Here is a 19135-nt window from a genome sequence, read left to right as displayed (position 1 = left end):
AATATGGAAAGGAGAGCAACAAAAAAACCGCCACGAAATGTGACGGCTATTTCTTTTCATCTAAATAGATAAATTCCGGTTCAGGATGGCTCAAAAATTCATGATGGGATATCGTCCATGCATAAGCACCAGCATAGTCAAAAATCACAACATCTCCAGCTCTTAGTTCTTCCACATATTCACTTTTCACAAGGACATCATTAGGCGTACATAACTCTCCGGCAATGGTCACTTCCGCCTTCTTCATCCCTGGCCTTTCGTAAGGAGCACCCCACCCTTCGACCGGATGAATACGGAAAGGATGGCTCATTTTCCAGGCAGCAGGCAGTCTGAGGTGGTGCGACCCTCCTCGGATGAGGGCGAAATGATGATCATGGTTGGCTTTCACATCTAACACCTCGGTCACGTACGAGCCCGCAGCGGCCGTCATGAACCTTCCAAGTTCAAGCACTAAACTCAGCCCGTCCATTTGGGCTTCCAGTTGATGAAGTCCGGAAGCGAACGTGTCCCACTCAAACCCAACGTCCGGGTCCCAATAATTGATGCCGATACCTCCGCCGATATCGACGGTTCGGATCTCCAACCCAAAATGGTTCCGCCAACTTTTGGCTTTTTCCAGGCACATAGCCACAAATTGCATATGAGCTTCAGCATTCAGATTGTTAGACATCGCGTGGAAGTGGAATCCTTGCACACTCACATGATTCATTTGAAGAGCTTTTTTTAAAATCTCCGGCACATCACGTTCATCAACACCGAATTGAGTCGGGACGCCGGACATCATATGATGACTTTCCGGGACATCACGACTCAAATTGACGCGGATCAGTATTGGAGTGACGACATCTTTTTGTTTGGATAGCCATTCGATGCGGTTCAAATCATGGAAGCTTTCAACGTTGATGGCTTCCACTCCTGCATCGATCGCTTCCTCTATTTCGGCTTGCTTTTTTGCGGGAGCCCCAAACAGCACAGGGTTATTATGGGGAACTTTCTTCAACTCCCCACCGGAAGCGACTTCGAATCCATCAACCATCGTGGCGAGAGTTCCTAATATGCGCGGATCAGGATTCGCTTTTACTGCATAAAAAAGCCGGCAAAAATCCGGAAGACTGCTTTTCAATGTATCCACATGCTTCCGTAACTGACCTAAATCATAAACATAAGCACAGATAGGCCCATCATGCTTTCGTTTTTTATTCTCAATATATTGTTCAATTCTCATGGCTACATCCTCACACTTTCTTCAAGCTAAAGGGTTCGGCACTTCCGTGTAAGCGTCCCCTTTACTATTGCTCAGCCTCATTTGGGTCAATGACTTATGCATGACGGTCGGCTGGAATAGAAACGTTCGATCTTCTGCTACTTGGACGGCTAAATCATCCACCAGAGACAATCGATCCAACTCTTCCTTTACCACTCTTTTTACTTCCATCCAAAATGTTTCTTCCGGCAGTCCGGAATATGTGACGAGCTGACGGATGATTTCTCCCAAATGGTTTTGAAAAACGGTGTAATACAACTTGTTATGCACCTGAGAACGATCATTCGTCACACTGACCGAATCAGCGGCGAACTTCGGAGAAATCCCTTGATTCCGAAGACGTTCCGCATAAACCCTTGCTCCTCCCCAGTCCCGGAAAAAGAATCGGGTCAATCGTCCATTCTTGAACACAGGCAGGCTGTTCTGCAGATGCCCCTCCAATGCCACTCCATACTTGACCATCATCGTCATATAACCCGGGAGCACCTTTTGTATATAATGACAGAAAAACTCTTTGGCCGCTTCGGTCCGACTGAGATGGTGTTTCGTCTCAAATTCCTGGACAAGCTCATGAAGGATTGTCAAACCACTGATCGGGGATTGCGCGTACAAGCTCATCCCAGCAACCGCCACTTCCCCTTCTTCCAGATGCGGATGAAGAGATTCACGAATTAACATCGTCAAATTACGGCTTTTCAACCGTTCTTCAGATCGGAAAGCGGCCCCGCCCCATTCATTTAAGGGGACAAAGGAATGCAAATGAGGCTCTCTATCTTTGATTTCCTCCATCATTTTTGAAAAAACGGTGGAGTTCATCGCTGTCTGTGTGGAAATCGAACGGACGGTCGACGTCATCTGGCTGTTCACAGCAAGCTTCAACACAGGAGCTTCTTTCCTTTTAGGAGCTACCGTCCGGAACGAAGAAGTCGCCTCTGCACCCATAGGTCTTGAAGATAAAAGGATTACTTCTTCATCCTCGATTTCCTTTTGATAAATCTCAGGGATCGCATGTTCAAACTGCCAGGGGTGCACAGGTAAAATCGTATACGAATCCTCCACGTATCCACGATCCTTTAACTCCTTTTTCCCTGCCTCAGCGGTTTCTGGAAAACTGGATTCGAACGTTGTTCCAGTGCTCAATACCAATGTATTCTTAACGGCAGCCAGACGGATGGGAAACGTCTGATGAAATTCCGGGGAGTACCGGAATGTATCTTCATAGGTTAATCCGATTTTCGTCTTAGCCCCAGGATGAAGATGGTGCCCTTCAACGACAAGCTGTTCGAAAAATAAATGGGCGTCCTCCCCTTTTTCCAACACATAATCAATAGATGTTTCCACCTCAAGGTTCGCAGCTTCCGTGCGTACCGCCTGTTTCCATTCCTCATGAAAAGTTAGAGCGAGCGCAAGATTTGCCGTTCCATTGTTCAATTCCAGTACAAATGTGTCCCGATTTGGGTAGTCTTCCTTTTTAAACAAAAGAAACACAAGCTCTGATGCGGAAGATACAGGACGGACGCCTCGCCCTTCAACCAGCAATGGCACATCCACTTCAACAAAGCGGAAAGCCGATCTGTTTAAAACCGGGAATAAGATTTTGTTCCCCTGCTTTTGTACCAGCAAATATGTTCGGTCTTTCTCTAGTGGAGAATCTCCGCCTTCAAAAATGGTTCTACCTAAATATGAATTTTCACCATCCATAGGAATAGCACCGGAATAAAGGTCATCAATATTTTCACGAATAATGGAATTGGCAAGCTTCAACAGGATGCCTTTTCTTGCTTCAGCCCGGCATTCAAAGAAACGTGCAGTATAAGCAGGATAAGCGCTATTCAAGAATTGAAATGCTTGGTCTTCTTCTTTATGCAAACCAGGATTTCGCGCGTTCATACGTTCAGTTAAGGGCAGGATCATTTTGTTTCACCTCTTTTCTTTCAGCAAAAGGATGAGGGATTTCCACATAAAGATTTTCCGTATATTGATCAGACAACCGCATATTCACGAGGGCCTTCATCTTCGTCGGTTTCGTGAGAATCTCCTCTTTATCTAACAGGGCTTCCGTTAGAATTTGTTTATCCTCTTTCATATGTTCATACGTTTCGTGGATCACCTGCTCGACTTTACTCCACATCACTTTCTCACTGACAGCTTTTCGTCTAGCGAGCGCGACGATAATCTCCCCTAAATGATTATGGAAAAGCGCATGGGAGAACACATCCAATAACTCAGACCGATCTTTTGTCAATAAATTCGTGCTTGGATCGATCGGCTGTTGGTCAAAATACTGTTCTAAGCGTTCGTTCATGATCCGGATGCCTCCGTAATCACGGAGGACCGCCTTTTTAGGCTTCCCTTTTTCAAAAATAACGACACAATTCTGGAGATGGGCCTCCATGCTGATGCCATATTTCGTAATCAACGTAAGCACACCGGGCAGTACCGTCTTGGCATAGTCATAGATGAATGCTTCAGGTGAAGGATAGGCTGCCGCCACTTCTTCTACGACCAGCTTTCCTGAAAATGGCGAAGGCGCAAGCAAAGAAGCTGCTGGCAGCGCTACCTCATCCCCTCCCAAATCTTTCTCTGGATTTTCTCGTAAAATCGCCGCCGCATTTTTCTGCAGGAAATTCTGGCTCTCTTCTTGATAGGGCTTATAATGAATACCGACCTCCTCTCCCATGATGGAAAGTGAGCGTGATAGATCCTCATCACGACAGAAGATCGTTTGCAAGAGTCGGGATAATGTGGGACCGTTTTTAGTCGATGCCGCTGAAACGGTTCGAACCGCGCTCGTCATCTGTACATTGACAGCCGTTTTAATGTGATGCTTGGTCCGATCGTCCAGAGGTGCAAGCGACCGGAAAGAAATCAGTGCGGATGTCGGGATCGTGAATTCATTGACCGGAATTAGTAATTTTTCTTCCAAATCATCCTTATAATATTTTGTGATGGTGTGTTCCCATTGCCATGGATGGATGGGAATAATTTCATAGTCTTCCTCAACTACATCATGAGTTTTACAGACGTGTTGGAATGCTTTTTCAAACTGCGGGTATTCCTGCAAAAGGATGGACTTCATGCTTTCACCATTTTTTGAAGTCATATGATATCGGTCTTTATGAACAAGCAGTGGCAGTACGCCTGGTTTCCCTTGCCATTCTGGAGCGTACCGGGCGACATCCTCAGGTGTCAGGCCCATTCTTGTTCGACTGCATGGGTGAATGGTATGCCCTTGGATGACCCACTGTTCAAAAAAAGTCAGCGGGCTCTTTTGAGAAGCTGCATAAGAAAACGCATCTTCTGCCAGGTTTCCGATTTGTCTTCTTCTATGCTCCGCTACTGTAAGTGCCAGAGCCAGATTCGTCACACTGTTCAGGATTTCTTTATAAAAATCAGATCGATTATTTCCCGGGAAAAGCAGTTCTAAGCAAGTTTCGGACTTATCGACCAAGGATTGATTTCCCTCTTGATCCACAAACCTTATGTCTCCATCAATATCGATGTGTTGAAATATGTAAAGATTAGAAACAGGTACGTGAAGTTCTCCATCGTTTACTAAAAGAACCAATGTATTTTTACGGTTCCTCCATTCATAGGGAACGACACGCTCCCGAAAAATCGCTTGAATCAGTTGATGTAAAGTAAGAGTATCCGCTTTTTTTACATTTTCTAAAAATGTTGATTCATAACCCGGTAATTTCTTTTTTATTAAATTCATGGCTTCCATTTTGTTCACCTCCGTGGAGGAATGATATTGTATTGTAAATCTGTCTATTCCCTAAAACAACGAATCATAATCGGACCTACTTGTGTTCATAACCTTAGCTTACTCCCAAGTCCATGTCCATTATGCTTCTTCAGTTGTTGTATGTTTGGTTTTATTTTATAATTGAAAACAGTTATCAGCAAAAATAAAGCTTACAAACGGGAGACATCGAAATGAAACGTGTATTCGAACAAATTCAGAACGATCATCGCATCTTTGTTGGTTCTGAGTACAAGGACCGTTCTCATTACAAAGTCGATGATCTCATTCAAAATAAAAAAGCGATGAAAGAATTACTGACGAAACAAAAGGACCAGCTGAATGCCCCGAACTTGGCCATCACTGGTTTGCTATTCGGAAAAATGTATTCCGTTCTCACCATGGGTTTGTTTGAGACGATGATCAGACATGGGGTCGTCATTGATGCAAGTCCTGAAAATATCTGCATTGAGCTAAAAGAAAAAAATGCCATGAATTATATCGTAGACGAGGATGCCGTTCACAAAATCGCGGACTTGCCTGAAGAAGAAGTAAAAGAATCAATTCACACGTTCATTACTCAGCACTTGCAACCATTGTTCCAAACCGTCGCACAAGTGTCCAAGTGTAAGACGACACACATGCGTTCCATCGTCTCTCACAACCTCCATCAACGAAAGTGCGTCCTTGTGAAAGACCAGGCAGATGAATGGACAGAGACCGTCTTCCGCTGGTTCACCACCCATGAACTGTTCAAGGAAAACAAGCGAAACCCGCTGCATTTCAAATTCCGCTTTTACCAGGCGGACAACGGAAAAGAAACCTATGTCAGACGTCACTGCTGCATGAAATACATGCTTCATGACGCAGACAAAGCCAAATGCTGCCCCACCTGCCCTCTCATCCCCGACGAAGAGCGCGACGACCGCATCAAATAAAGCCCGAGCTTATCAGAAAAGCTCAGGGCTGCTTTTTTGTGTATAGATGGAATAATTTGTATGACCTGGTACACCAATATTTCCCATGCATGCACCCTATTCAAAGGCTTTCCATTCGTGGATAACGAAAGATCCCCACAGGATTTCCTGTGGGGATCTTTCGTTATGTTAGTTCATCTCTTTATACTTTTGTTCTACCAATTGGACTAAGCGGTGATTAGCATTTAGTTCGGAGATATCCTTAAAAGCAGCTGTAGGGCCATGGTCTAAGACTTTCTCCTGCAGCTCTTTCGCTTCAGAGTCTGCTTCATTTTTGTAACTTAATGCAGCTGCAATCACTTCTACTAAATAATGCGGATCCTCTTCTACTCGTTCTAAATATTCGACAGCTGGACGTACAAGACGGTCTTTCGGTCCAAGCTTACGGATCGGGCCACGTCCTACACGTGTAACTTCATCCGACAAGTCCGGGTTCAAGAAACGGTTGATGATCTTGTCCACATAGCCTTCATGCTGCACCTTGTCAAATCCATACTTTTCTATGAGCACAGCACCTGTTTCCTTCAACGCGCCTTCCACTTTCTCCTTAACTATAGGGTCATCCATCGCTTCTTTGATTGTGGAATGTCCATAATAGCTTCCAAGATATGCAGTCGCTGCGTGACCTGTATTGACCGTGAACAACTTTCGTTCAATATACGGAGTAAGATCCTCTACATAGGTGATTCCTTCCACTTCCGGCTGCACCCCTTTGATGGCAGGCGTTTCTACTACCCATTCATAATAAGGTTCAACTTTAACGGTCAAAGGATCTTCATTGTGCTGGTCGGGGACTATCCTGTCCACGGCTGCATTTGGAAATCCGATCAAGTCTACCAATCGCTCATGCAAGGACTCATCCATGTTTTCAAGCACATGCTGTTTCAACGCTTCGGATCCGCCGATCATGTTTTCACAAGCGATGACATTCAAAGGTCCCGCTTGTTCCTTCATGCGCTTTTCTAATCCTTCTGCAAGAAGCTTTGAAATGACAGGAAGGATATTAGGTCCAACGGCGGTCGTGACAAGATCCGCATGAACGAGCGCTTCCACCACCTCATGTGGCTGTTTCATACTATTCAACCCACTGACATTCTTAACCTCAATTGTAGAATCGGCGCCAGCCAATTCCACATGGTACTGATTGCGCTCATTCAATAGATCAATCAGCGCTTCATTCACATCAACAAAAACTGTCTCATAGCCGGACTGATCGAGAAGCGCGCCAATAAAACCCCGCCCTATATTTCCTGCTCCGAAATGAACAGCTCTCATCTTACTCCACCTCGCTGAACGTTTGAAGAACTTCTTCTTTCGTTTCCGCTGCAATCAACTTTTCAACATTCTCCTCTTCAGAACAAACGATAGCGATTTGAGAAAGGATTTCCAAATGCTCATCCCCTTTACCAGCAATTCCGATCAGAAGCTTGACGATATTGCCACCTCCGAAATCGACGCCTTCCGGTACAGTGACGACAGAAATTCCTGTTTCGTTAACAGACTTTTTCGCTTCCTCTGTCCCGTGAGGAATGGCTACGAAGTTCCCCATGAATGTAGAAGTGATTTCTTCACGCTTCAGCATTTCTTCAATGTATGCTCCATCCACATACCCTTGTTTGTTCAAAATGCCACCAACATAGCGGATCGCTTCTTCTTTCGTTGCTAGACTTTTGTTCAGTTCGATGTTTTCCTTTTTCAAAATGTTTGTAGACATGATAAAAACTCCCTTATCCTTTAGATTTTAAAAATATATAAAGTTGGTTTGCTAAATAATGAAGGATTTTTTCCTCATTTTCAGATTCTAAGATCGACGTGCACTCTTCATCTTCTATAATGAGAGAACTAATGAAGCTCAACGTTTCCAATCCTTCTTGACTCGGCGCTTCAGGTGCGAGCATGAGCAGCACCGTTTTGATGACCATCTCCTCGCCATCCATTCCTTCAACCTTCAAGGGGTCATCTAAAATATGAACAGAAAAGGAAGGTTGGTCGATGGAAGAGCTTCTCGCATGATAAAGCGCAAGGCTTGTCTCCGGAATTCCTAGTCCTCCGATTTTTTCCCGTTCCAGCAAATGGTCAACGATGTCGTCCACTTCAGAAACTGCCCCGGCCTCTTTCAAATGGTGAACCGCCTGATCCAGTGCACCATCCACATGAGTAGCTTTTATATTCGTCACATGCAGGTGGTCAAGAACCTTACTAATGTTACGGGCATAGCGTTCATAAGCCCCGACCTTCGCTTGAATGGCCCGGAACGACTTTTCATCTTCGCCCTTCTGTACCATAACCGGCTTTTTCAATTGTTTCGTCACACGCACTCTTCTGATCGCATGCTCGATTTTGTGAATATCCTTTTGAGGTAACACAGGACTCACTTGGACGTATGCCTCTACATCAACAAGACGAATGGTTGATACGATCAAGTCATATTGCGAAATATCCATTCCCTTAAGATCAAACAGAGAATGATGTTCAATCTGTTCAATTTCGTTGAACTTCTTCTTCAGTTTGGCAGCCAGAATTTTGGCCGTGCCGATTCCACTGGAACAGACGACAAGGACATTGATTCCAGACACACCTTCCATGTTCAGAAGCGCAGATGCAAAATGCATCACGATAAAAGCGGTTTCTTCACGGGGAAAATGCAATCCTGGAAATACTTCCTGAAGCGACTTTTCCACTTCTTCGAACAAAACAGGATAATCTTCTTCCATTTGATCAGTAAATGAGTTTTCGATATCCATGTTATGCTGTAAACGGTAAACACTTGGTTTCAAGTGAACGACAAGGTCATTCAATAAACGGTCATACTCGTTGAAGTCTATCCCTACACGCCGGGAGACTTTTGCGATCAGCTGTTTCGCTTTAAACGCAATGCTCATACTTGATTCTTCGAGCAAAGAATCACGATTGTACCTCGCCTTCGCCCCCATTAAATGCATCGTAATATGACCTGTTTCAGCTTCTGGTATAGAGAGTTGAAACGCACCTGCTAATTGTTCGATCAAATCCTCTGCAAAAGAATACTCTTTCGTAGCACGGAGCTTTTCCAACTGTGTTTCATCAATATGAATCTTTTCCCCTTGCTGCATGCGTTCAATCGCTAAAGCAAGGTGCACGACCAACGCAATGTAAGCACTATCCGCCAGAGGATACGATAAATCCTTCCGCAACTCATCGACGTGATGTTCAATAAGTGCAAGAGTTTCTTTATTAACGATGTCCAGCAGCTGTCCGGATAAAGAATCTTCAACCACTTGATTCCCCTCATGGATGTTCTGCCTCACCATTGTGAAAAAATCAAGCTCATTCATATGGGTCATAATTAATTGACTAATGGCTTCTCGTATGCCTGATTCTTCTCCGACTACTTCGACGCCATAGCCTCTTTTTCTAACAAGTTTCAACTGAAAGTCCTTGAGGTGATCTTCAATTTTATCGAGGTCATGACTGATCGTTGCTACCGTGACACCAAGGTCATTCGCAATCGCCACCAGCTTGACAGGTTCACGAGTTTCCAAAAGCTTAGATAAAATCAAAACGTGCCGTTCTTCTGGCGTATAATCCACCGAGGCCTGCTGACTTAACTCCATCTTGAGCGTTTTCTTCTGATTCACGAGCCCTTTTACCAAAAGGACGCCCCCGGATTCTTTCTCAAGCGACAATTCCCTTTCGGCCAGGATATTTTCAATCCCTTTCAAATCCCGATGCACCGTTCTTGTGCTGATATCTAGCTCTTTGGCCAATTGTTTCACCGTCACTTGATCATCCTGACCAAGCAGGCGATCTAAGATCTTCCTTTCACGACCTGTCACATACATTCATGATCCACCTCCTTCAAGGACAAGATTTAATAACTATTGTTTCTATATTTCCATGATAGGTTTCATCGTAAGGGTTTTCAATGATTAGAAAAGTCATCTTCGTCACACTAGGCGCGACAAAATTTAATAAGCTATGCTTCATTAAATTTTGTAAGTGATCAACGTCTTAGGAGCATATATCAGTGGGTTTTGAACATTTATCAATGACTTTTAGACTTTTATCAGTGTCTTTCTATCATTTATCGGCGTCTTTTAAACTTTTATCAGTAGCTTCCTGGACACCTATTAGCGGTTTCAGTATTTTTATTAGCAGCTTTTGAACATTTATTAGCGAATTTTAAGCTTTTATTATCATCTTCGCAATGTTTCCCAACCCTCTACATTTTCCTTGCTCTTTCAATTGCACCGCAGGAAAGGTCTCATCTGCTCAAGCTCCCACAACTAACTGCAAAAGTCTCGAAACTAAGTCTAGAGGGCCATATTCAGAAAAACAAAGGCCTGATCGGAGTGATCAGGCCTCTAAGGGACTTATTCAGATTTAAGTTCGTTTACGAGTTCATCATACTTCGGACTGTTCAAGAAATTATCAACAGAGATGTGGTGTGCGTTTGGTACTCTTTGTACGGCACGTTCCGTCAAGTCTTTGTGAGTAATGACGATGTCTACGTCACTTGGCAGATCATTGATCGCCATGTTCGTCACATCAATTTGGATTCCTGCTTTCTTGAACTTGTTCTTCAGGAGGGAAGCTCCCATCGCACTAGACCCCATTCCCGCATCACAAGCGAAGATGATTTTATCGACATTGCTGCGGTCTACGGATGGAACGACGTCTGTGTTTCTATCTAAAACCTCTTCATTCGCCTCTTCTTTTTGCTCTTCTTGCTGAGAATTCAACTGTCCAGAAACAGAGCTCTTCTTCCCTTTCATTTCTTCCATTTTAGCTGTAGCTTCATTCAAATCTTCTTCTTCATCGTTCTTACTGAATTTAAGAATCAAGGAAGCGACAATGAATGATGCCAGGGTCGCAAGAAGCACACCTGCAATCACACCGAGGTGATCACCTCTTGCTGTGAGTGGCATAAGCGCGACAATACTTCCTGGGGAGGGAGTAGCTGTCAAACCGACACCGAAAGCTACGAACGTTGTCGTTCCGGTAACCCCACCGGCAATAGCTGCCAATATCAAGGCAGGCTTAGATAAGATGTAAGGGAAATATATTTCGTGAATACCACCAAAGAAGTGAATGATGGCAGCGCCTGGTGCCGTCTGGCGGGAAATTCCTTTTCCAAAGATACTGAATGCCAAAAGAATTCCTAAACCAGGACCAGGGTTTGTTTCAAGTAAGAATAAAATCGATTTTCCTAATTCCTGTGTCTGATCCACAGCAATCGGACTTAAAATTCCGTGGTTGATCGCATTGTTTAAGAATAAGATTTTCGCTGGTTCTATGAAAATGTTAACAAGCGGCAATAATCCCGCATTCACTAACGCTTCAACGGCAGAACCTAAAATGTTCGTCAGTCCCGACATAATCGGGCCGATCACATAATAGCCGATCATCGCAAGGATGGCTCCAACAATCCCAGCAGAGAAGTTGTTGATAAGCATCTCAAATCCAGACTTGATCTTGCCTTCAAAAAGTTTATCCACCCATTTGATCGCTAGACCGCCTAGGGGACCAATCAGCATCGCACCAAGGAACATCGGGATGTCCGCTCCGACGATGACACCCATCGTAGCTGTCGCACCTACGACACCTCCGCGAAGTCCGTGGACCAATCGTCCACCTGTAAAACCGATCAGTAATGGCAGCAAGTAGGTGATCATCGGACCGACCATTTCTGCTAAATCTTCATTAGGAATGTATCCATCTGGAATAAATAAAGCTGTTATAATACCCCATGCAATGAAAGCCCCGATGTTCGGCATAATCATTCCGCTCAAAAAGCTTCCGAACCGCTGAACACGAGCTCTTGCACCTGTTTGTTTTTTCTCACTCATGAGATTTCCTCCTCGTCTCGTTTGTTCTCTTTTTCTGTACTTTCATGATAAAGCGGTTACAACCCTATTCTCAAGACAATCTAAATGCAGCTTTGTCAAACGGAATGTGACAAATCTAAAATATGCTCTTGATCCCTTGCTAAATAGAAATCCTTTTGCTCATAAGTTGGCTCGTCATAACGCAAAATAAGAGCGACAAGGAGGAAAAGACATGAACGTTGCGCAACTATTGATCAAATGCTTAGAAAACGAAGGCGTCGAATATATTTTCGGTGTCCCTGGGGAAGAAAACATCGACGTAATGGATGCCCTTCTGGACTCTTCCATCGAATTCATTACGACTCGTCACGAAACAAGTGCTGCTTTTATGGCCGGCACCTACGGAAGGTTGACGGGTAAACCTGGCGTCTGCCTGGCCACACTCGGACCAGGAGCTACCAACCTTTTGACCGGTGTAGCCAATGCGAATATGGACCACTGCCCACTGATCGCGATTACGGGGCAGGCGGGATTGAACCGCCAGCATAAAATTTCCCACCAGTACTATGATCTCGTTGACATTTACGCCCCTGTAACGAAGTGGAATGCACAAATCAAAACAGGCGAGATTGTTCCTGAAGTCGTAAGAAAAGCGTATCAACTGGCGATGCAGGAAAAACCGGGAGCGACTCATATTGATTTACCTGAGGATGTGGCGAGCATGGAAGTGACGGCCCAACCACTCCCGATCACCGGCCATTCTCTCCCACAAGCCGACGAAAAAGTCATCCAGAAAGCAGTGGATTTGCTTTCCAAGGCAGAGAAGCCTCTGATTTTAGCAGGGAACGGAATTACTCGTGAGCAAGCAACAGGTGAACTTCAAGCGTTAGCAGAAAAAGCGGACATCCCTGTCGTTCACTCGTTTATGGGGAAAGGCGCTCTGTCCTGGAAGCATGAACTCAGCCTCCTTACGGCAGGTTTGAGTGGGAAAGATCATATTACATGTGGATTCCAACAGGCAGACCTGATCATCCCGATCGGTTTTGATATGGCCGAGACGCCACCTCAAAACTGGAATCCGACCGGTGAGACACCCATTTTGCATATCGATACAGAAGAAGCTGAAATTGACGCTTATTATCCGGTCGCCTTGAACGTGGTCGGGAATATCAAAGAGAACTTGAAACAATTAATAAAAGCGGTTCCTGAAAAAGAAAGAAACCTTGACTGGGCCACATCCATCCGTAAAAATATCCTCGATGAGTATGCGCAATATCAACAGGATGAGGCCTTCCCACTTAAACCGCAAAGAATCATTGCGGACTTGCGAAATGCCATGGGAGAGGAAGACATCGTGATTTCAGATGTCGGCGCCCACAAAATGTGGATGGCCCGCATGTACCATACATCCAAGCCGAACACCTGCCTCATCTCGAACGGACTCGCTTCCATGGGAGTAGCGGTCCCGGGGGCAATTGCAACTAAAATGGCCGCTCCGGATCGGAACGTAGTCGCTGTCTGCGGGGATGGATCTTTTCTAATGACTGGGGCAGAGCTCGAAACCGCGGTCAGACTGAACCTCCCGATCATCATTCTCCTTTGGAGGGATGATGGCTACGGGTTGATTGAATGGCATCAGATGAAAAAATTCGAGCATCCATCCTACATTGAATTCGGCAATCCGAACTTTATCAAATTGGCCCAGTCTTTCGGCATGGAAGCTTTCCGTGTTGATCAATCGACAGACCTGCAAAAAGCACTGGACAAGGCGATTTCCATGAACAAACCTGTGTTGATCGACTGCCCTGTCGATTACAGCGAAAACATGAAGCTAACGGAAAAACTAAAAAATATTACATGCGAATGAGGTGAACACATGAAAATCGGCTCCATTATCAATGGTGAAGAATATCTGGAAGAAACAAGGGAAACCATTACGGTAAAAAACCCTTACAACGAGGAAATGGTTGCTGAGCTGGCCTTAGCTAAAGAAGATGATTTAAATAGAGCCATCGATATTAGTTACGACACTTTTCATCAGACGATGAAGAAAATGCCGGCGCATGACCGGGCAGATATTCTTTTAAAAGCATCGAAACTTTTAGAGGAACGTAAGGATGAGTTCGCTGAAACTATCACCAAAGAAGCCGGGAAACCCCTTCAATTCAGCCAGGGTGAAGTGCAGCGTTCGGTCCAAGTCCTGCGCTTTGCGGCAGAAGAAGCGAAGCACATTGAAGGGAAAGTCATTCCGATGGATGCAGCGATTGGCGGGGAAAACCGGATTGGATTCACAAAGCGCGTGCCGCTCGGGGTTGTGGCAGCGATCACACCTTTCAATTTCCCTTTAAATTTAACGCTGCATAAAGTGGCTCCTGCCATTGCCGCGGGTAACACGATCGTATTGAAACCAGCGGAAAAAACACCGGTTTCCGCCTACAAACTCGTCCAGCTTCTTCATGAGTCCGGACTCCCAAAAGGCGCCCTTAACTTTCTGCTTGGAACAGGAAAAGAAATTGGAGACCCTCTTGTGAAACACGATAAAATTCATAAGGTCACATTTACAGGAAGCCTGCCTGTGGGACGAACGATCCGTGAAAATGCTGGATTTAAAAAAGTGACACTTGAACTCGGCTCAAACAGTCCTAACATTCTTTTTGAGGATGCAGACTTGGACTATGCGGTTTCGAGTTTAGTCAAAGGCGCTTTTGCTTTTTCAGGACAAGTCTGTATATCGGCCCAGCGTATCTATGTGCATCAGAATATCTATGATCGTTTTTTAACAGCGTTTATTGAGAAAACAGAAGCACTGAAGATTGGTGATCCGATGAGCGAGGAAACGGAGTTCGGACCGATGATCAATGAAGATGAAGCGAAACGCGCAAAGATGTGGATTGATGATGCGATTGACAATGGCGCTAAACTTGAAACTGGTGGTGAGCGGAATGGGACGTTATTAAAACCGACCATCATGACAAACGTCAAAAGCGACATGAAAATTATTGCAGAAGAAGTGTTCGCCCCCATCGTTTCTGTGATTCTATTCTCATCAGAAAACCAGGTCGTCCATCAGTCCAATGACTCCATATATGGACTTCAGGCCGGCATTTTCACAAGAGATATTGATCGAGCATTTCGAGTCGCTGATCAACTGGAAATGGGTGGGGTTTGGATCAATGAAATGTCCACCTACCGTCAAGACAACCATCCATATGGTGGGGTGAAAAAGAGTGGCATCGGACGGGAAGGCGTCCAATATGCACTTGAGGATATGACGGAATTGAAGTTTTATGGCATAAGGCTGAACGGGTAAAACAAAAGCTGCTGTCCGACAATCTGGACAGCAGCTTTTGTTATGAATTAAGCTCTTTTTCTCCGATCCAACCACGAGCATCCATCGCTTTCACGAGATGGCTGATGCCGACCATATACGCCGCATCGCGCATCCGACATCCTTTTTCTTCTTTCATCTGAATGACCTTTTCAAATCCTGAAAGCATTTTTTCTTCCAATTGTTTATTGATTTCATCGACTTTCCAGTAATAATTCATATTGTTCTGAACCCATTCAAAGTACGAAACCGTCACACCGCCGGCATTGCAGAGAATGTCAGGGATGACGAAAATCCCTTTTTCCTCAAGGATTTGATCACCTGCCGGGGTCGTTGGTCCATTCGCCGCTTCGGCAAGGATTTTCGCTTGAATCGTCGGGGCTGTTTCTTCTGTCACCTGATTTTCAATTGCAGCCGGGATGAGAATGTCAACAGGAAGGCTGAACATCTTTTCGTTCGTGATCGGTTCTGCTTTTTCATAGGAAGAAGCATAATTTTCTCCTTTGTTTGTGAAGGCTAGCAAATCCGGAATATCCAGGCCACCTTCTTTATAGATGCCGCCTTTAGCGTCCGTGACCGCTACGATTTTCACACCAAGTTCGTGCAAAAACTTCGCCGTCATGCTCCCTACATTCCCGAAGCCTTGTATAGCTGCCGTGGCCTCTCTCATCTCGATCCCGAGCACTTTACAAGCTTCACGGATTGTGAATACAACCCCACGCCCCGTCGCTTGCAGGCGTCCAAGCGAACCGCCTAGAACAACAGGCTTGCCTGTCAGCATCCCGGGGATATTATATCCACGAAGCTGATCGAACTCATCGATCATCCACCCCATGACTTTCGGATTTGTATTTACGTCCGGGGCCGGGATGTCTTTCTGAGGTCCGATGATTGGTGTGATTTTCTTGATGTAGTTTCGGCTCAGAAGCTCAAGCTCACTCTCAGATAATTGATCAGGATCAACAATCACTCCGCCTTTACCTCCCCCTAAAGGAAGATCGATAATCGCTGACTTCAAAGACATCCAGATGGATAGTGCCTTCACTTCATCTAGATTAACATCCGGATGAAAGCGGATCCCACCCTTTGTCGGTCCGAGGATATCCATATGCTGAGACCGGTATCCCGTAAAATTTTCAATCCGCCCATCATCCATCCTTACCGGAATGGAAACTTCAAACACCCGCATCGGTTTCTTAAGAAGATGATAAATGTTTTCGTGAAGGCCAAGCCTCTCCACAGATTCTTTCAGTAACCCTTTCACAATCTCATAAGGATTATGCCCATGCGTCATAATATCCGACTCTACCTTATCGTACCTTTCCTTACCCATACTCCCACCTCATCCTTCCATATTTTTCTACACCACGTCATACATTTTCTTCCAGGTCAGGTCATACAGTAATTTCCAAATGATTACACTTCATTCTTTCCTGGATCCCACGATAATTGGTCATCATCTTTATCTGATTCAATGATGACTTCTGTTACACCGCGCTGGTTAAGGATTTTCTTCTCAATTCCATCGAGCACGTGGTCGATCATTTCTATGGACATTTCCGGATCGAACTCCAATTTCAATTCCACATGCAGCTCTTCTCCCTCTTTCATAACCATCAGTTTTTTGATATCCCGCACTTCAGGGTGCTCAAAAACAAATTCACCAATTTTCTTTTCCATTTCTTCATCAGCTACCCCTAACACACCAGCTGCATTGTCTAAGAAAATACGACCGACAACATAAAACAGCATCACACCGATGATGACGGAAGCATATCCTTCAGCTGTATGAAAAGGCGTATAGGTGGCAATGAGGATGGAAATCATCGCAATGAGTGCACCTGCGGTCGCGACCATATCTTCAAGGAAAACCAGCTTTGTTGCCGGTTTTGCCCCTCCGAGATTTGCGAGGCTCACTTTTACAACCTCCATCCCTTTGACATTCTCCTGACCGATATCTTTGACAACTTCTTTCATTGCTTTGTACAACACAAAAGACTCAAGAATCGCAGCAACCCCAAGTACCGTCAAGTTCAGCCAGAGCCAGGAACCTGCTTCTGGTGGATGAAGGATATGATGGATCCCTTCTTTGATCGTTTCATAAGCCAATATGCCAACGATAATGACAGCACCAAGCAATACAAGGTTTACAAGCCGGGCAAAACCATTCGGAAATTTATCGGTCGGTGCTTTTTTACTAAGGGCTGAACCAATGAACACAAAGAATTGGTTGGCCATGTCACCAATGCTGTGCATCATTTCCGCAAACATCGCCACATTCCCAGTAATGAAGTAAGCAATGCCTTTAATCAATGAAATCGTGGCGTTTATGATGCTTGCCCACAATGCCGGTTTATTACCTTTCTTCAACAAGACGAATAACTCTCTCATCCCTTACCCCTTTCCGTCCCCAGCTTCTCCCCATAGTTTCCCAAGATCAAGCGGAAATCATTCCATAAAATGTCTGACCAGGTCTTACATATTCTTCCGTACCAGGTCATACATTTTCTTCCATCTAAATCCGAACACAAAAAAAGCACCCCATTGGGATGCTTTTTTGTTCTTTGAGATGAATTAGAATGACGCAGCTGCAGATGCAGCTTCTTCAAGTCCATTTTCGATAATTTTTTCTGCGCGATCAGGGAACTGGTTATGACCTTCGACCACGAGAGTCGTAATATCTTCGATTCCCCAGAATTGCAGGATGTTTTCTACATAATTAACGGCCATCTCTGCGGATTTCGCAGGACCTTCAGAGTAAACGCCGCCACGGGCATTCAAAATGGCTACCTTCTTATCAGGAAGCAAGCCGACAGGTCCTTCTTCTGTATAGCGGAACGTTTGGCCAGCCTGAGCCAGGTAGTCGAAATACGTATGCAGAACTGCTGGAATGGTGAAATTCCATAGCGGGAATGCAAATACGACTTTGTCTGCAGCAAGGAACTGATCCAAGTATGCTGTTACTGTATTCGTCGCTTGGATTTCAGCTTGAGTAAGTTCCATACCTTTAGAAAGCTTAAACATGCCATTGATTTTGTCATTGTCATAATAATCCAGGTTTTCCTCAAACAAGTCGAGCTCTTCTATCTCGTGATCCGGGTGGACCTTTTTATAGTTATCCAAGAAAGTGTGGTAAAGTTTGACGCTCACAGACTGCTCCATCGGTCTGGAATTTGCTTTTACGAAAAGTACTTTTGTCATCGTGTGAACCTCCATTTATATAAATTAGTTGTTGTAGCAACCATAGATTATAAAAATAAGCCTAATGATAGCTGTTCGGACGTAGGATTGGTTTTATGTCCGTAATTCAAGATGTTGCTACACAAACTATTCAACGTTGTATATATTAATAACTTATCTTCTACTTGTCAAACTACAAGTCTTAGAAAATGGAAACTCCTTCAAATGTAACATTTTTACAAAAAAGGGTTTTCACTTTGGCGTATGCGGTTATATAGCTTATGTGCGCACAACTAAAACAAATTCGAAAGGATGTTTTTCTCAATGGCTGATCGTTACAAAACAGGTGAACAAGCTCCAGAAGCAGGCACTTACGAATTTGATGGTTTAGTGGATGGTCGTAAAAACGACAATGTGACAGAGGATGAGAAACATATCGAGTTGAGCAATGGCGATACGTTCCCACCTCTACGTTCCAGTAAAGAAGCTGCATACTGGAAAAAAGCATAATCATACGCACGTCAACACATAGAAAAGTCCTGGACATCCCCCTGCCCAGGACTTTTCGTCATTTTTTCTTTCCATTAATCACCTTAAATACGGGTGCTTGTTTTTCATCAGGCTGGCGTTCAAATGACGTGATCGTCGCCCCAATCCCGATCGTAAGTGAACCATCTGTCTCCACACGGAACAACGTGCCGGGCTCTTTGACGCGGATGGATTGGACATTGTGTCTGGCAAACACCTGCTGCAAGTCACCAATCAGTTCATCTTTTCCATATGTGAAACCCATTTTGTCACTCCCTATGTGATCCTCTATTACTAGTAGGATAT

Annotated in this window: 15 protein-coding genes; 4 read left to right on the top strand and 11 right to left on the bottom strand. The window is 44.6% G+C overall.

The features are described 5' to 3' along the window. Positions 1 to 46: 46 nt before the first annotated feature. Genes BLS23_RS01865 through BLS23_RS01855 form a run of 3 tightly spaced genes read right to left on the bottom strand, consistent with a single transcriptional unit; the run spans position 47 to position 4991 of the window. Positions 47 to 1225, bottom strand: coding sequence for a type III PLP-dependent enzyme (locus BLS23_RS01865; protein WP_089650829.1), 1179 nt, complete (start codon positions 1223 to 1225; stop codon positions 47 to 49). 21 nt (positions 1226 to 1246) lie between these two features. Next, positions 1247 to 3178: an IucA/IucC family protein gene (locus tag BLS23_RS01860; RefSeq protein ID WP_089650828.1), complete on the bottom strand. Its 1932-nt coding sequence runs from the start codon at positions 3176 to 3178 to the stop codon at positions 1247 to 1249. After that, positions 3159 to 4991: an IucA/IucC family protein gene (locus tag BLS23_RS01855; protein WP_089650827.1), complete on the bottom strand. Its 1833-nt coding sequence runs from the start codon at positions 4989 to 4991 to the stop codon at positions 3159 to 3161. The genes BLS23_RS01860 and BLS23_RS01855 overlap by 20 nt, the downstream gene beginning before the upstream one ends. Positions 4992 to 5203: 212 nt before the next feature. Between BLS23_RS01855 and BLS23_RS01850 the strand changes: the two genes are divergently transcribed. Continuing rightward, the gene (locus BLS23_RS01850; protein WP_089650826.1) at positions 5204 to 5947 is read left to right on the top strand and encodes an IucA/IucC family C-terminal-domain containing protein; all 744 of its coding nucleotides are present in this window, start codon (positions 5204 to 5206) and stop codon (positions 5945 to 5947) included. 168 nt (positions 5948 to 6115) lie between these two features. Here BLS23_RS01850 and BLS23_RS01845 read toward each other — a convergent pair whose 3' ends face one another. From BLS23_RS01845 to BLS23_RS01830, 4 genes are all read right to left on the bottom strand, one after another. Then, positions 6116 to 7261, bottom strand: coding sequence for a mannitol-1-phosphate 5-dehydrogenase (locus BLS23_RS01845; RefSeq protein ID WP_089650825.1), 1146 nt, complete (start codon positions 7259 to 7261; stop codon positions 6116 to 6118). Between the two features lies 1 nt (position 7262). Next, positions 7263 to 7700, bottom strand: a complete 438-nt coding sequence (locus BLS23_RS01840; RefSeq protein ID WP_089650824.1) for a PTS mannitol transporter subunit IIA — start codon at positions 7698 to 7700, stop codon at positions 7263 to 7265. Positions 7701 to 7713: 13 nt separating this feature from the next. Continuing rightward, positions 7714 to 9807, bottom strand: coding sequence for a BglG family transcription antiterminator (locus BLS23_RS01835; RefSeq protein WP_089650823.1), 2094 nt, complete (start codon positions 9805 to 9807; stop codon positions 7714 to 7716). A gap of 531 nt (positions 9808 to 10338) precedes the next feature. Continuing rightward, positions 10339 to 11814 carry a PTS mannitol transporter subunit IIBC gene (locus tag BLS23_RS01830; RefSeq protein WP_089650822.1) on the bottom strand — a complete coding sequence of 492 codons (1476 nt, stop codon included), beginning with the start codon at positions 11812 to 11814 and terminating at the stop codon, positions 10339 to 10341. Positions 11815 to 12025: 211 nt separating this feature from the next. On the opposite strand from BLS23_RS01830, the gene BLS23_RS01825 reads away from it, so the two are divergent. Then, positions 12026 to 13660, top strand: coding sequence for an acetolactate synthase large subunit (locus BLS23_RS01825; RefSeq protein ID WP_089650821.1), 1635 nt, complete (start codon positions 12026 to 12028; stop codon positions 13658 to 13660). A gap of 9 nt (positions 13661 to 13669) precedes the next feature. Continuing rightward, positions 13670 to 15103 carry an aldehyde dehydrogenase family protein gene (locus tag BLS23_RS01820; protein ID WP_089650820.1) on the top strand — a complete coding sequence of 478 codons (1434 nt, stop codon included), beginning with the start codon at positions 13670 to 13672 and terminating at the stop codon, positions 15101 to 15103. Between the two features lie 40 nt (positions 15104 to 15143). On the opposite strand, the gene BLS23_RS01815 is transcribed toward BLS23_RS01820, so the two are convergent. The 3 genes from BLS23_RS01815 to BLS23_RS01805 form a co-directional block, all read right to left on the bottom strand. Continuing rightward, the gene (locus BLS23_RS01815) at positions 15144 to 16454 is read right to left on the bottom strand and encodes a Glu/Leu/Phe/Val family dehydrogenase (protein ID WP_279615110.1); all 1311 of its coding nucleotides are present in this window, start codon (positions 16452 to 16454) and stop codon (positions 15144 to 15146) included. An 83-nt stretch (positions 16455 to 16537) separates the two neighbouring features. Beyond that, positions 16538 to 17512 carry a cation diffusion facilitator family transporter gene (locus BLS23_RS01810; protein WP_089650819.1) on the bottom strand — a complete coding sequence of 325 codons (975 nt, stop codon included), beginning with the start codon at positions 17510 to 17512 and terminating at the stop codon, positions 16538 to 16540. Between the two features lie 183 nt (positions 17513 to 17695). Next, positions 17696 to 18322 carry an FMN-dependent NADH-azoreductase gene (locus BLS23_RS01805; RefSeq protein ID WP_089650818.1) on the bottom strand — a complete coding sequence of 209 codons (627 nt, stop codon included), beginning with the start codon at positions 18320 to 18322 and terminating at the stop codon, positions 17696 to 17698. A gap of 303 nt (positions 18323 to 18625) precedes the next feature. Here BLS23_RS01805 and BLS23_RS01800 point away from each other — a divergent pair, with 303 nt between their 5' ends. Next, the gene (locus tag BLS23_RS01800) at positions 18626 to 18811 is read left to right on the top strand and encodes a YjzC family protein (protein WP_089650817.1); all 186 of its coding nucleotides are present in this window, start codon (positions 18626 to 18628) and stop codon (positions 18809 to 18811) included. A gap of 58 nt (positions 18812 to 18869) precedes the next feature. On the opposite strand, the gene BLS23_RS01795 is transcribed toward BLS23_RS01800, so the two are convergent. Then, positions 18870 to 19094 (bottom strand): hypothetical protein, encoded by a 225-nt coding sequence (locus BLS23_RS01795; RefSeq protein WP_089650816.1) that lies wholly within the window; start codon positions 19092 to 19094, stop codon positions 18870 to 18872. Positions 19095 to 19135 lie beyond the last annotated feature (41 nt).

Source organism: Halobacillus aidingensis, assembly GCF_900104185.1.
GTDB classification, from domain to species: domain Bacteria; phylum Bacillota; class Bacilli; order Bacillales; family Halobacillaceae; genus Halobacillus; species Halobacillus aidingensis.
This window is presented reverse-complemented; position numbering and strand designations above follow the sequence as displayed.